Origin of the sequence: Bradyrhizobium sp. (assembly GCF_035484855.1) — a bacterium.
Taxonomy (GTDB): Bacteria; Pseudomonadota; Alphaproteobacteria; order Rhizobiales; family Xanthobacteraceae; genus Bradyrhizobium.
This window is the reverse complement of sequence record NZ_DATHOP010000028.1, coordinates 1-13,868: the sequence shown is the minus strand read 5'-3', so window position 1 is coordinate 13,868 and position 13,868 is coordinate 1. Positions and strand designations below refer to the sequence as shown.

Genomic DNA, 13,868 nt, shown 5'->3' with positions numbered 1-13,868 from the left:
GGCCGGTTTGTTGGCGACGATATGATTAGCCGAGTGGTGACCCGGCCGAATATTCACCTTCGAGTGATGTCGACATTCTTGGTCTCCGGTACCAGGAGCGATCCGACGACGAATGTCATCGCCGCGATCACGATCGGGTACCAGAGTCCTGCGTAGATATTTCCCGTGGCCGCGACCAGCGCGACCGCGATCGGCGGAAGCAGGCCGCCGAACCAGCCGTTGCCGATATGATAGGGCAGGGACATGCCAGTGTAGCGGATGCGGGTGGGGAACAATTCCACCAGCGCAGCCGCGATCGGGCCATAGACCATCGTGACGAGGATCGCGAGATAGGTCAGTACCGCGATCATCAACGGTGTATTGATCTCCGCGGGGTTAGCCCCCTTGACCGGATATCCGGCCGCGCCGACCGCCCCGGTGACGGCAGTGGTAAAGGTTGCGCGCTGCGCAGCAAAGGTCTTGCCGTCCAGCTGCGCGCCGTTGACTGAGTCGAACGACTTGTCGCCGACGGTAACCTTGGCGAGGCTGCCGGGCGCAGCGTCTTCCATCTTGAAGTTCACCGAGGACGCGATCAGCGCGCCGCGCGCGACGTCGCATGAACTGGTGAACACCCGGCCGCCGACCGGGTCGAACAGCAGATGGCAGTCCGCGGGATCCGCCGTTACCGTTACCGGGGCACTCGCCAGCGCTTTCTCGAGCGCCGGATTTGCGGCGTGGGTGAGGAGGCTGAAGGCGTAGTGATAGGTCAGGGCGCCGAGCAGGCAACCGGCCATGATGATCGGCTTGCGGCCGATCTTGTCGGAGAGCCAGCCGAAGAACAGAAAACCGACGGTGGCAATGGCGAGCGCAATGATCAGTGCGACGTCGGCGGCGTTTGCCGGTATCTTGAGCGTGTTGACCAGGAACAAGCGGGCATAGAACTGACCGCCGTACCAGATCACGGCTTGGCCGGCCGTGAGGCCGAACAAGGCGATCAGTGCGATCTTTGCATTCGACCAGGTGCCAAAAGCCTCCGATAGCGGCGCCTTCGACCCCGTGCCTTCATCCTTCATCCGCTGGAACACCGGCGATTCCGCCAATTGCAGCCGGATCCAGACCGATATGCCGAGCAGGATGATCGACAGCAAATAGGGGATGCGCCAGCCACCCGAGAGGCCGGAGGCCGCGAAAGCGTCGGCGCTCATGTTGTTGCGCACGACGTAGACCACGAGCAGCGAAAGGAAGAGTCCGATGGTCGCCGTTGTCTGAATCCACGAGGTGTAGAAGCCGCGACGCCCCTGCGGGGCGTGCTCGGCAACGTATGTCGCCGCCCCGCCATATTCGCCGCCGAGTGCCAGGCCTTGCAGCAATCGCAGGCCAATCAGGATCACGGGAGCCATCCAGCCGATGGCTTCGTAACCAGGCGTCAGGCCGACCAGGAAGGTCGAAAGGCCCATGATCGTGATGGTGACGAGGAACGTGTATTTCCGCCCGACCAGATCGCCGACGCGGCCGAACACGAGAGCGCCGGCGGGTCGCACCAGGAATCCGGCGGAGAAGGTCAGCAGCGCGAAGATGAACTGCGTGTTGGCGTCGAACGCCGAATAAAAGGCTTTGCCGATCTGAGCCGCGGTCCAGCCATACAGATAAAAGTCGTACCACTCGAAGATGGTGCCGAGCGAAGAAGCGAAAATCACCTTTCGCTCCGCGGCGGTCATGCCTCTGTTGCCGACGTCGCCGCCCGCTGTTGCTGCCATTGCCATCGTTTGCTCCCCGGAAAAGTTGATGAGGCCCGTCCCCATGCGCCGGACTTGGCCGGATTTAATCATGGGCTCCGCCTCACGGTAACATCACCGTGAAACCACGCCAAATAAGACTTTTAGCCGGTGGCGAAGATTATTTTCCGGATATGTCCGGAAGCCTACGAACATGCCGGATGCCGCAGTTCCGCTCGCTCGAATGTATTGCGGCGCACAAACGAAGCGGATTAACCGCTTTGTCGCGTGGCATTATTGTATGCTTGCGTGCCACCCTCGGTCAGGGGACAATTGACCGGAAGAAAAATTTCACCTGCCGGGCCCAAAAAAGGCGTCACGGGTTTGTCGCGAGCCACTTGCAAGAGAAAATGACTACCGCCAACACGCACCTCGTCATTGCCGATGATCATCCGCTGTTTCGCGACGCACTGCGGCAGGCGGTTGCGAGCGTCGTGGCTTCCGCAACGATCGACGAAGCTGGATCGTTCGAGGACCTGACCGCGCTGCTGGAGCGGGATTCCGATATCGACCTGGTGCTGCTCGACCTGACCATGCCGGGGATCTCGGGCTTCTCGGGCCTGATTTACCTGCGCGCGCAATACCCGGCGATCCCGGTGGTGATCGTGTCGGCCAGCGACGACGTCGGCACGATCAGGAGGTCGCTGGATTTCGGCGCCTCCGGCTTCATTCCCAAGCGGTTCGGGGTCGAGACGCTGCGCGACGCCATCGTCAAGGTGATGGATGGCGACGTCTGGGTACCGCCCGACACCGATCTCACCTCCGCCGCCGATCCGGAAATGACGCGGCTGCGCGACCGGCTGGTGACGCTGACCCCGCAGCAGGTGAGGGTGCTGATGATGCTGTCGCAGGGGCTGCTCAACAAGCAGATCGCCTACGAGCTCGGCGTCTCCGAAGCCACCATCAAGGCCCATGTCTCGGCGATCCTGCAAAAGCTCGGCGTCGAAAGCCGCACCCAAGCCGTGATTGCGGCGGCGAAGATCTCCGGCGGCCAGTGGCGGCAGGGCACGCCGTCAGCGCAGTAGGGCGGATCAGGCTATTCCGCCGCCACCATCTGTTGCGTCCGCCACTGTCCGAGCAGCGCCCGCAAGCTTGCCGGCTTGACCGGCTTGTTGAGCACCGGGATGTTTTCCTCGCGCGCGGCGGTGCGCACATGCGGGCTGCGGTCGGCGGTAATCAGGATCCCCGGAATATTCTCGCCGAAGCGGCGGCGGATGTCGCGGATCGCGGCGACGCCATTGCCGCGGTCGAGGTGATAGTCGACGAGCAGACCGGTCACCGGGCGGCCGGCGGCCTCGATCGCCTCGAGCGCGGCGTCGGGATCGGTCACCGCGATGACCTCGGCGTCCCAGGCCGTCAGCAGTGTTTTCATGCCGTCCAGGATCGCCGCATCGTTCTCGATGCAGACGATCAGGGCGCCGCTGATCGGCGTCTTCGACAGCGGCGTCGCGGTCGTGACCGCGGCGGTGTAGTTGATCGCCTTCGCGGTCGGCACCGTCACCGAGAACACCGAGCCGCCGCTGACATTGGAATCGAGCGCGATGCCGTGGTTGAGCACGCGCGCCAGCCGCTCGACGATCGACAGGCCAAGGCCGAGGCCACGCGCGATCCGCGCGCCCTGTTCCAGCCGATGAAACTCCTTGAAGATCTCGCCGCGCTTGAGAATGGGGATGCCGACGCCGGTGTCGTAGACGCCGATCTGCAGGCTCTGGCCGCGGCGCCGGCAACCGACCAGCACGCGGCCGCGCGGGGTATATTTGATGGCGTTGGAGACCAGATTCTGCAGCAGCCGCCGCAGCAGCAGCCGATCGGATTCCACCGGCAGCGAGCAGGGCACGAAGGTCAGCTTCAGACCCTTGGCGCGCGCGATCGGGGCGAACTCGATTTCCAGCGAGCGCATCAGGTCGCTCATCTTGAAGCTCGTGATCGCCGACGTCATGGCGCCGGCGTCCAGCCGCGAGATATCCAAGAGCGCGCCGAGGATTTCCTCGATCGCCTCGAGCGAATCGTCGATGTTCTCGACCAGCCGGGAATCCTCGCCGCCGCTCTGGCGCTCGACCAGGCTCGTGACATAGAGCCGTGCCGCGTTCAGCGGCTGCAGGATGTCGTGGCTGGCGGCCGCCAGAAAGCGCGTCTTGGAGATGTTGGCGTCCTCGGCGGTGCTTTTCGCCAGCGCCAGCTCCGAATTCAGCCGCGTCAGTTCCTCGGTGCGGTCGCGCACCCGCTTTTCCAGCGTGGCGTTGGCCCGTTCCAGCGCCTCGGCGGCCTCGAACGAAGGCGTGACGTCGGAAAAGGTGATGACCAGTCCGACGCCCGGCATCCGGTTGGTGCGCACCTCGATCACCATGTGGCGATCCGGCAGACGCTCCAGATACGGCTCGCCTTCGGCGGTGTAGGCGGCGAGCCGCCTTTCCAGCAAGGCTTCATGGTCGCTGTCGCCAAAGGTGGGCGGGTTGAAGGCGCCCATGAATTCCAGGATTTCCCGGAGCGGAATGCCGATCTGGACCAGATGCGGCGGCAAGCCCAGGATTTCGCCGAACTGCCGGTTCGAGCAGATCAGCTGCAGGTCGGGATCGAACACCGCGATGCCCTGCCGCACATGGTTCAGCGCGGTCTGCAGGATCTCGCGGTTGAAATGCAGCGCGGCGTGGGAATCGTCGAGCAGCTTCAGCGCCGCTTTGGCCGAGACGGTGCGCTTGCGCAACAACAGCGACATCACCAGCCGCGAGGACGCCGCCCCGATCGAGGACGCGATCAGGTGCTCGGCATGCTGCAGCAGCTCGAAGTCGGCGGGTGCGGAGGGATCGAGGCGGACGTTGCGGGTAATCGCGAACGCCTCGAACGAATGAAGTGCGCGCTCGGGACCGAGATACTGCGCCACCGTGCTCTGGATGTCCTGCACCGTCACGGTGGTGCGCCAGCGCCGGAACGGCGGCGTCATCGGCGCCAGCGCGCTCGGCACGAACAGGTCGGCCTGCAGCCGCTCGATCGAGGACGGCTGGCGCGCCAGCGACAGCACCACATAGGTCAGGATGTTGAGCGACAACGACCACAACACGCCGTGCAGCAGCGGCGACAGGTCGGCGCCGAACAGCGCCTGCGGACGCAACGCCTCGATTTGAAACGGACCGTGCTGCAGCAGAAAAATGCCGGCGGTATTGGTGTCGATGAAGCTCGGCAGAAACAGCGTGTAGATCCACACGGCGATACCGACCAGCATGCCGCCGATAGCGCCGCGCGCGGTCGCGCGCCGCCAGAACAGGCCGCCGAAAAACGCCGGCGCCAGCTGCGCGATCGCCGCGAACGACAACAGCCCGATCGGCGCCAGCTGGGTGTTGCCGAGCGCGCGATAGTAGAAATATGCCATCACCATGATGGCGAAGATCGCAAAGCGGCGCGCCTTGAGCAGGAAATTGCCGAAGTCACGGTCGCCGGCCGCCGATTGCGGGCCTCGCTGCAGCACCAGCGGCACCACGATGTCGTTGGTAACCATGATCGACAGCGCGACGGTTTCGACGATCACCATCGCGGTCGCAGCCGACAGGCCGCCGATGAAGACGCCGACGCTGAGCAGCGGCGCATTGCCCTCCATCGGCAGCGCCAGCACGTACATGTCGCTGTCGACCGCGCCGAACGGAAAGATGATCAGGCCGGCCAGCGCGATCGGAATCACGAACAGGTTGATGGCGACCAGATAGAGCGGAAACAGCCAGCGCGCCCGGCCGACCTCGGCATCACTGGAATTCTCCACCACGCTGACGTGGAACTGGCGCGGCAGCAGCATGATGGCGCAGAACGACAGCAGCACCATGGTCAGGAAATTGCCGATCGAGGGCACATAATCGATGGCGCGAACCGCCTCCGGCGTCTTCATCGCGCGCTCGACCAGTTCATGCGGACTGAACATCCAGAAGGTGACGAACGCGCCGGCCGCGATGAAGGCCACCAGCTTGATGATGGATTCGGTGGCGACCGCCAGCATCAGGCCGTGCTGGTGCTCGGTCGCGTCGGTCTGCCGGGTTCCGAACAACACCGCAAAGGCGGCCATCGCCAGCGTTACCATCAGCGCGATATCGCCGATGATCGGGATCTTGGAAAAAGCCTGGTCCTCGCTCAGGATCGTCTCCAGCGACGACGCCATCGCTTTGAGCTGCAGCGCGATATAGGGCACCGACCCGATGATCGCGATCATGGCGACCGTGGCGGCGACCGCCTGGCTCTTGCCGTAGCGCGCGCCGATGAAATCGGCGATCGAGGTGATGTTCTGCGATTTCGCCAGCTGGATCACGCGGCGCAGCAGCGGCGTCGCGAGCCCGATCATCAGGATCGGGCCGATATAGATCGCGAGAAAATCGACGCTGGTGCGGGTGGCGAATCCGACCGAGCCGAAGAACGTCCAGGAGGTGCAGTAGATCGCCAGCGACAGCGGATAGATCAGTGCGCTGGCGCGGCCGCGCTGTGTCGACGACAGCCGGTCGCCATAGCTCGCCACGAAAAACAGGAAGCCGATGTAGCCGAAGGCGACTGCTATCACGCCCCAGTCGTGCAACATCGATTGGTTACTCCCTCACAGAGCGTTTTCGAGCGAAGTGGGTACCGGTTCGCGTGAAGAAAGCGCGTCAAAACAAGAATCTAGAGCTTCAGCTCCAGACATCAGACGACCGGAAACAGCCGTCGCAGCCAGGGGAGTATAGCCGGATTGACCCGGCAAAGCACCGCATCAGCGGCCGATATCCGGGATTTCGCGCTCGCAGGACGGGTTAACGTTATTCCGCCGCCAGCGACTTCTGCCGCAGCGGCAGGCTGAGACGTTCCCAGACCTGCAGCAGCGCTTCCGCGAGCTGATCGATCAACCCGTCGTCATGATACGGCGAGGGCGTGATCCGCAGCCGCTCGGTGCCCTTGGGGACGGTCGGATAGTTGATAGGCTGGATGTAGATGCCGTGCTGTTCCAGCAGCAGGTCGCTGGCCTGCTTGACGAGTTCGGGGTCGCCGACGAACAGCGGCACGATATGGGTGTCGCTCGACATCACCGGCAGGCCGGCGGTAATCAGGATCGCCTTGACGCGGGCGGCACGATCCTGGTGGCGTTCGCGCTCCCAGTTCGAGGTTTTCAGGTGCCGGATCGCAGCCGTCGCCGCCGAACAGATGGCCGGCGGCAGCGCGGTGGTGAAGATGAAGCCCGGCGCGTAGGAGCGCACCGCGTCGACGATGTCGGAAGTTGCCGCGATATAGCCGCCGAGGCAGCCGAACGCCTTGGCCAGCGTGCCTTCCAGGACGTCGATGCGGTGCATGACGCCGTCGCGCTCGGCGATGCCGCCGCCGCGCGGCCCATACATGCCGACCGCATGGACCTCGTCGACATAGGTCATCGCGCCGTAGCGCTCGGCGAGATCGCAGATCTTGGCGAGCGGCGCGATATCGCCGTCCATCGAATAGAGGCTCTCGCAGGCGATCAATTTCGGCCGGTCCGGACCTGCGGCGCGCAGCAATTCCTCCAAATGCGCCATGTCGCTATGACGGAACACCTGCCGGTCGCAGCCCGCCTGACGGATGCCTTCGATCATCGAATTGTGGTTCCACGCGTCCGACAGAATCAGGCAGTTCGGAATCAGCTTGGCGATGGTGGCAATGCCGGTCTGGTTCGAGACATAGCCCGAGGTGAACAGCAGCGCGGCCTGCTTGCCATGCAGATCGGCTAGTTCGTGCTCGAGCTGCACCAGCGGATGATTGTTTCCGGCGATGTTGCGGGTGCCGCCGGCGCCGGTGCCGACGCGGGTGGCGGTCTCGACCATGGCGCCGACCACTTTCGGGTGCTGGCCCATGCCGAGATAATCGTTGGAACACCAGATCACGACGTTGCGCGCGCCCTTCGGCGAATGCCAGACCGCATGCGGGAAGCGGCCGGCGATCCGTTCGAGGTCGGCGAAAACCCGGTAACGCCGCTCGTCATGCAGGCGGTTGAGGGCGGCACTGAAGAACTGGCTGTAATCCATCGCGAAACTGCCTGTGACGAAAGCTGAGCCGGAACGGCCAAGTTTTTTTAGACCGTTTCCTTTTTAGAGCGTTTCCAGGATTGCTGTCGAGCCGAAAAGGATCGGCGGACCACCCATTGCGGGGTGCCGGGGTTGCTCCCTGCGCGGAACCAAAATTGATGCTGATCAATGCGTTAACGGCGTTCGGCAATCCCGGTGTTGGGCCGATTTCAGGCTGCTGCCATTTGTCCAATCTTGCTGGATTCTCGAGATACGAAACATATGAATCTGCAATCGATAAAATGAAACAAATGTTGCATAGACCTCATTCCTGACCTAGCCTGCTCGTCGGGATCGGGAGACGCGATTTTGGCGATGAAACAGCTGCTCGTTGAGCTGACGGCGGGCTTTGACGAGCTGCCGCCGCAACTGAAGGAAGCGGCGCGGTGGGTGATCGATCACCCGGCCGATGTCGCACTGCTCACCATGCGCGAGCAGGCGCGACGCGCCGGCATTCCGCCGGCGACGCTGACGCGGCTGGCGCAGCGCTTCAACCTGAAGGGCTATGACGAAGTCCGACGACTTCATGCGGAGGCGGTGCGCCGGCGGCCCGACAGCTATCGCGGGCGCGCCGAGCAACTGGTGCAGCGCCGCGACAGCGAGGGCGACGAGGCGCTGGTCCAGGACATTTTCTCCTCGCTGACGCGACACCTGCAGGAGCTGTCCACGCCACCCTCGATCGACCGCTTCAGGGCCGCCGCCGAGATCATCGCCAAGGCCAGGCGCGTGTTCTGCCTCGGGCTGCGCTCGACGTTCTCGGTGGCCTACAGTTTCCATTATGCGCGCGCGCTGTTCGGCGCGGAATCGGTCCTGGTCGACGGCCCCGGCGGCATCGCCACCGATCCATTGCGGACGATCGGTCCGGGCGACGTGCTGCTGGCGATTTCGGTCAAGCCCTATACCAAACAAACCGTGCAGGCGGTGCGCTACGCCGACAAGCGCGGCGCGCGGGTCATCGCGGTCACCGACAGCGAGGTCTCGCCGCTCGCAACGCTGGCCATGGAGACGCTGATCGTCGGCACCGAAACGCCCTCGTTCTTCCACACCATGGCGCCGGCGTTCGCCGCGATCGAGTGCCTGACGGCGCTGGTGGCCGCGCGCCGCGGAAGCGAGACGCTGAAGTCGCTCGCCGCGAGCGAAGCGCAGCTCGAAGCCTTCGACACCTATGTCCTGACCACCAAGAAGCGGACCCACAAATCGTGACCCACGTCCTGCACAGGCAGATCAACCACACCTATCCGGTCGCGGCCAGCGCCCAGGGCATCACCATCCGCGACAGCACCGGCAAGGACTATATCGACGCCTCGGGAGGCGCTGCGGTTTCCTGTCTCGGCCATTCGCATCCCGACATCATCGCGGCGATGCGCGCGCAGCTCGACAAGTTCGAATATGCCCATACCAGCTTCTTCACTACGGAGGTTGCCGAAGAACTCGCCGACGATTTGGCCTCGCACGCACCTGAAGGGCTCGAGCACGCGTTCTTCGTCAGCGGCGGTTCCGAGGCGATCGAGGCGGCGCTGAAGCTGGCGCGGCAATATTTCGTCGAGCGCGGCGAGCCGCAGCGGCGTTATCTGATCGCCCGGCGTCAGAGCTATCACGGCATTACGCTCGGGGCGCTCGCGGTCGGCGGCCGCGAATGGCAGCGGCGCGCTTTCGCGCCGCTGTTGATCGAAACCCACCACGTCTCGCCGGTCTACGAATATCGCGAACGCCACGCCGACGAGACGCCGGAAGGTTATGGCGAACGGCTGGCGCGTGAACTCGACATCAAGGTCGCCGAACTCGGCGGTAACAATGTCATGGCCTTCGTCGCCGAAACCGTGGTCGGCGCCACCATGGGCGCGGTCCCGGCGGTGCCGGGCTATTTCCGGCAGGTGCGCGAGATCTGCGACCGCCATGGCATCCTGCTGATCCTCGACGAGGTGATGTGCGGCATGGGCCGGACCGGCACCTTGCATGCCTGCGAGCAGGAAGGCGTCAGCCCCGACATTCTGGCGATCGCCAAGGGTTTGGGCGGCGGCTACGCGCCGGTCGGCGCGATGCTGCTGCAGGACAAGATCTTCAAGACCATCGCCGAGGGCTCGGGCGCCTTCCAGCACAGCCACACCTATACCGGCCACCCGCTCGCCTGCGCGGCCGCCCTTGCCGTGCAGCGGGTGATGCGTCGCGACAATCTGCTTGCCAATGTCCGCAAGCAGGGCGTGTATCTGGCGCGGCGGCTGCAGGACCGGTTCGGCAACCATCCCTTTGTCGGCAATGTGCGCGGCCGCGGCCTGTTTCAGGGCGTCGAGATGGTCGCCGACCGCGGCACCAAAAAGCCGTTCGATCCGCAGCACAAGCTGCATGCGCGGATCAAACGCGAGGCGATGGCGCGCGGGCTGATGGTCTATCCGATGGGCGGAACGGTGGACGGCGTCCAGGGCGACCACGTACTGCTGGCGCCGCCGTTCATCGTCAATGAAGCGGATGTGGATGCGATCGTCGAACGTCTCGGCGACGCCGTCGATGCGGCGGTCGCATCGATCGGGTGAGGCCGGCGTCAGGCCGGCCGAGAGGCGGAATGTGAGAGAGGGATAGGCTAGCCATGACGAAACTCGCCAACGGCCTTGCGGCCTTGTGTATCGGTTTGGCGTTCGCCCCTTCGGGCGCCGGCGCCGAGAGCCTCGGGCCGACGCTGCAGAAGATCAAGGATGCCGGCACCATCACCATCGGCAACCGCGACTCCTCGGTGCCGTTCTCCTATCTGGATGCCGAGCAGAAGCCGATCGGCTTTTCGCTCGAACTGTGCGACCTCGTGGTCGCCAAGGTAAAGGCCAAGCTCGGCACGCCCGCCCTGAAGGTCGCCTATCAGGCGGTCAATTCATCGAACCGGATTCCGCTGGTCAAGAACGGCACCGTCGACATCGAATGCGGCTCGACCGCCAATACGATTGCGCGCCAGCAGGAGGTCGCCTATTCAGTGATTTTCTACGCGCCGCAGTTCAAGTGGATCTCACTGAAGTCATCGGGCCTGAAGACGACCGACGACCTCAAGGGCAAGACCGTCGCCGTCACGCAAGGCACCAACACCTCGCAATTCGTGGCCAAGCTCAACACCGACAAGGGCCTCGGCATGAAGATCCTGCAAGGCAAGGATCACGCCGAGTCCTTCCTGCTGGTCGAGACCGGCCGCGCCGCGGCCTTCATGGAGGACGACATTCTGCTGGCCGGGCTGAAGGCGACCGCCACATCGCCCGACAATTTCGCGTTTCTTTCCGATGCCTTCCCGAGCGATCCCTACGGCGTGATGATGGGCAAGGGCGATCCCGAGTTCAAGCAGCTGGTCGACGGCGCGCTGACGGAGGCGATGAAATCGGGCTTGTACGACAAGCTCTACACAAAATGGTTCGAGAGCCCGATCCCGCCCAAGAACATCAACCTGAATTTCCCGCAATCGGAGAAGCTCAGGGAGTTGATCAAGACGCCGAGCGACAAGGCAAACGGGCAGTGACGAACGCGAAGCGGGATGGATCGCTCCCTCTCCCCGCTCTTCCGCGGGGAGAGGGTGGGGTGAGGGGCTCTCTCAGCGGCCTCGACTCGCGGAGAGTCCCCCTCACCCGAAATTCGCTACCGCGAATTTCGACCTCTCCCCGCAAGCGGGGCGAGGTAAGGAAACAAGCCGTTAGCCGGTTGAATTAGGTTTGCAGCAGGAGCGATTCGCCGATGTCGTTGCTGTTCGAACCGACCCCCGACGGCGCTGGACGATATCTCGACTGGATCGTGAGCGGCCTCGGCTGGACGCTGTCGCTGGCGCTCGGCGCCTGGACCGTTGCGCTTGTCGTCGGCACGATGGTCGGCGTCGCGCGCACGCTGCCGGGCGGAATTCTTCCCCGGCTCGGGCGGATCTATGTCGAGACCTTCCGGAACATTCCGCTGCTGGTGCAGATGTTCTTCTGGTACTTCGTATTGCCGGAACTGCTGCCCGCTCGCATCGGCATGGCGATCAAGCAGATGGATCCGCCCTGGGGCAGTTTCGTCCCGGCGCTGACCTGCCTCGGTCTGTTTACCGCCGCACGGATCGCCGAGCAGGTTCGCGCCGGCCTGCAGGCGCTGCCGCGAGGACAGATCCAGGCGGCGTCGGCCCTCGGCTTCGGCCGGGCCGGCATGTATCGCCTGATCCTGCTGCCGCAGGCGTTCCGGATCATCCTGCCGACGCTCACCAACGAATTCATGACGATCTTCAAGAACACCTCGGTGGCCTTGACGATCGGGCTCGTTGAGTTGACGGCGACCGCACGCGAGATCAACGAGAACACCTTTCGCACTTTCGAAGCGTACGGCGTGGTGACGCTGGTCTATTTGGCGATTGCGCTGGTGGCCTGGCAGATCATGTACCGGATCGAGCGGGCGGCGCAGCTGCCCAGTCTGGTGACCGGGAAATCACGGCCATGATGGTCGACCTCTCCGCCATCGTCTCCGCCTGGCCTTATCTGATGCAGGGCCTTTGGTTCACCCTGCAGGTCACGCTCGTCGGCGTCGCCGGCGGCATCGTGTTCGGTAGCCTGCTGGCGATCGCGCGCCTGTCGCAAAACCGGCTGGTCGCGGCACTGGCGACGGCCTATGTCAACCTGATGCGCTCGATCCCGCTGATCCTCGTGATCTTCTGGGTGTTCTTCCTGGTTCCCTGGGCGATCGGATGGCTGACCCGCAGCGGCCGCCCCGTGGCGGTCGGGGCGTCGCTGACGATCTTCGTCACCTTCGTGCTGTTCGAGGCGGCCTATTACGCCGAGATCGTGCGCGCCGGCTTCCGCTCGATCTCGTCCGGCCAGTACTCGGCCTGCGACGCGCTCGGGCTCTCGAAATTCCACGCTTATGTCTACATCCTGTTTCCGCAGGCGATCCGCAACGTGCTGCCGATCCTGCTGACCCAGACCATCGTGCTGTTCCAGGACACCTCGCTGGTCTACGTGATCTCGGCCACGGATTTGCTGGGTGCTGCGACCAAGATCGCGCAGCGCGACGGCCGGCTGGTCGAGATGTACCTCACCGTCGGCGTGATCTACTTCGTGCTCTGCTTTGCCGCCTCGCAACTGGTGAAACAATTGCAGGGTCGTCTCGCCTTCGGAGTCCGGTGATGATCGAGATTGACAATATTTCAAAGTCCTACGGATCGTTCCGGGTGCTGAAAGCCTGCTCGGCCAGCATCGCCCGCGGCGAGGTCGTCGTGGTCTGCGGGCCTTCCGGCTCCGGCAAGAGCACCCTGATCAAGACCATCAACGGGCTCGAGAGCATCGATTCCGGCGAGATCAAGGTCGGCAGCTTCCGCCTGGCGCCCGGTGTCTCCAACGTCGCCGCCTTGCGGCGGTCGGTCGGCATGGTGTTCCAGAGCTTTGAGCTGTTTCCCCATCTGACGGTCCTGAGCAACGTCACCATCGCCCAGACCAAAGTGCTCAGGCGGTCGAAGGCCGCGGCCGAAGAGAAGGCGCGCTTCCTGCTCGAACGCGTCGGGCTGTCCGCGCATATTGCAAAACATCCGGCGCAACTGTCCGGTGGACAGCAACAGCGCGTCGCGATCGCACGCGCGCTCGCGCTCGACCCCGAGGTCATGCTGTTCGACGAGCCGACCTCGGCGCTCGATCCGGAAATGGTCAACGAGGTTCTCGACGTCATGACCGGCCTGGCCCGGCAGGGCATGACCATGGTGTGCGTCACCCACGAGATGGGCTTTGCCAGAAACGTCGCCAACCGCATCCTGTTCATGGATGACGGCGAGATCGTCGAAACCGCCGACGCCGCGCAGTTCTTCGACAGCCCGCGCTCGGAACGCGCCAAATCCTTTCTGGCGAGGATCCTCAAACACTAGATGTGGAGCCTCAGGAGGTTGTCCTCGGTTAGACCGAGTCTGCTGATGGGCGTTTGAGATCTTATCCCACCGTGGGGCCGATGCCAGTTGTATTGGTGTAGCCAGATCGGCAATTCTTCTGCGCGCCGATCTGACGTGGGATAGGCTTGAGCGTAAGCCCATTCCCTGAGCGCGGTCTGGATGAAGCGTTCGGCCTTGCCGTTGGTCTTGGGCGTATATGGCTTGGTTCGCTTGTGC

11 protein-coding genes are annotated in these 13,868 nt (G+C 63.9%); 7 read left to right on the top strand and 4 right to left on the bottom strand.

Annotated elements, in window-relative coordinates:
- Positions 1-53 precede the first annotated feature (53 nt).
- Positions 54-1,742, bottom strand: coding sequence for an MFS transporter (locus VK804_RS03725; protein ID WP_414642710.1), 1,689 nt, complete (start codon positions 1,740-1,742; stop codon positions 54-56).
- A 362-nt stretch (positions 1,743-2,104) separates the two neighbouring features.
- Between VK804_RS03725 and VK804_RS03720 the strand changes: the two genes are divergently transcribed.
- On the top strand, positions 2,105-2,779 hold the full coding sequence (locus VK804_RS03720) for a response regulator transcription factor (RefSeq protein ID WP_325367965.1): 675 nt from the start codon (positions 2,105-2,107) through the stop codon (positions 2,777-2,779).
- 11 nt (positions 2,780-2,790) lie between these two features.
- Here the strand turns inward: VK804_RS03720 and VK804_RS03715 are convergent, their stop codons facing one another.
- Positions 2,791-6,306 carry a PAS domain-containing hybrid sensor histidine kinase/response regulator gene (locus VK804_RS03715; protein ID WP_325367963.1) on the bottom strand — a complete coding sequence of 1,172 codons (3,516 nt, stop codon included), beginning with the start codon at positions 6,304-6,306 and terminating at the stop codon, positions 2,791-2,793.
- Positions 6,307-6,520: 214 nt separating this feature from the next.
- The gene (hemA, locus tag VK804_RS03710) at positions 6,521-7,750 is read right to left on the bottom strand and encodes a 5-aminolevulinate synthase (RefSeq protein WP_325367961.1); all 1,230 of its coding nucleotides are present in this window, start codon (positions 7,748-7,750) and stop codon (positions 6,521-6,523) included.
- Between the two features lie 354 nt (positions 7,751-8,104).
- Here hemA and VK804_RS03705 point away from each other — a divergent pair, with 354 nt between their 5' ends.
- From VK804_RS03705 to VK804_RS03680, 6 genes are all read left to right on the top strand, one after another.
- Entirely contained in the window at positions 8,105-8,992 is an 888-nt protein-coding gene (locus VK804_RS03705; protein ID WP_325367959.1) for a MurR/RpiR family transcriptional regulator, read from the top strand.
- Positions 8,989-10,320 (top strand): aspartate aminotransferase family protein, encoded by a 1,332-nt coding sequence (locus tag VK804_RS03700; RefSeq protein WP_325367957.1) that lies wholly within the window; start codon positions 8,989-8,991, stop codon positions 10,318-10,320. Before VK804_RS03705 ends, VK804_RS03700 begins: the two co-directional genes overlap by 4 nt.
- Positions 10,321-10,373: 53 nt before the next feature.
- Positions 10,374-11,279 carry a transporter substrate-binding domain-containing protein gene (locus VK804_RS03695; protein ID WP_325367955.1) on the top strand — a complete coding sequence of 302 codons (906 nt, stop codon included), beginning with the start codon at positions 10,374-10,376 and terminating at the stop codon, positions 11,277-11,279.
- A gap of 212 nt (positions 11,280-11,491) precedes the next feature.
- Positions 11,492-12,220, top strand: coding sequence for an amino acid ABC transporter permease (locus tag VK804_RS03690; protein ID WP_325367953.1), 729 nt, complete (start codon positions 11,492-11,494; stop codon positions 12,218-12,220).
- Positions 12,217-12,903: an amino acid ABC transporter permease gene (locus VK804_RS03685; protein ID WP_325367951.1), complete on the top strand. Its 687-nt coding sequence runs from the start codon at positions 12,217-12,219 to the stop codon at positions 12,901-12,903. The genes VK804_RS03690 and VK804_RS03685 overlap by 4 nt, the downstream gene beginning before the upstream one ends.
- Complete coding sequence (locus VK804_RS03680) at positions 12,903-13,631, top strand: amino acid ABC transporter ATP-binding protein (RefSeq protein WP_325367949.1); 729 nt, start codon at positions 12,903-12,905, stop codon at positions 13,629-13,631. The genes VK804_RS03685 and VK804_RS03680 overlap by 1 nt, the downstream gene beginning before the upstream one ends.
- Here VK804_RS03680 and VK804_RS03675 read toward each other — a convergent pair.
- The coding region (locus tag VK804_RS03675; RefSeq protein WP_325367947.1) for an integrase core domain-containing protein at positions 13,628-13,868 on the bottom strand (241 nt) is incomplete at its 5' end. The genes VK804_RS03680 and VK804_RS03675 overlap by 4 nt on opposite strands.

Coding starts and splice junctions, on each gene's coding strand:
- VK804_RS03680 (WP_325367949.1), top strand. CDS start 12,903: ATGATCGAGATTGACAATATTTCAAAGTCCTACGGATCGTTCCGGGTG.
- VK804_RS03685 (WP_325367951.1), top strand. CDS start 12,217: ATGATGGTCGACCTCTCCGCCATCGTCTCCGCCTGGCCTTATCTGATG.
- VK804_RS03705 (WP_325367959.1), top strand. CDS start 8,105: ATGAAACAGCTGCTCGTTGAGCTGACGGCGGGCTTTGACGAGCTGCCG.
- VK804_RS03690 (WP_325367953.1), top strand. CDS start 11,492: ATGTCGTTGCTGTTCGAACCGACCCCCGACGGCGCTGGACGATATCTC.
- VK804_RS03725 (WP_414642710.1), bottom strand. CDS start 1,742: ATGGCAATGGCAGCAACAGCGGGCGGCGACGTCGGCAACAGAGGCATG.
- hemA (WP_325367961.1), bottom strand. CDS start 7,750: ATGGATTACAGCCAGTTCTTCAGTGCCGCCCTCAACCGCCTGCATGAC.
- VK804_RS03695 (WP_325367955.1), top strand. CDS start 10,374: ATGACGAAACTCGCCAACGGCCTTGCGGCCTTGTGTATCGGTTTGGCG.
- VK804_RS03715 (WP_325367963.1), bottom strand. CDS start 6,306: ATGTTGCACGACTGGGGCGTGATAGCAGTCGCCTTCGGCTACATCGGC.
- VK804_RS03720 (WP_325367965.1), top strand. CDS start 2,105: ATGACTACCGCCAACACGCACCTCGTCATTGCCGATGATCATCCGCTG.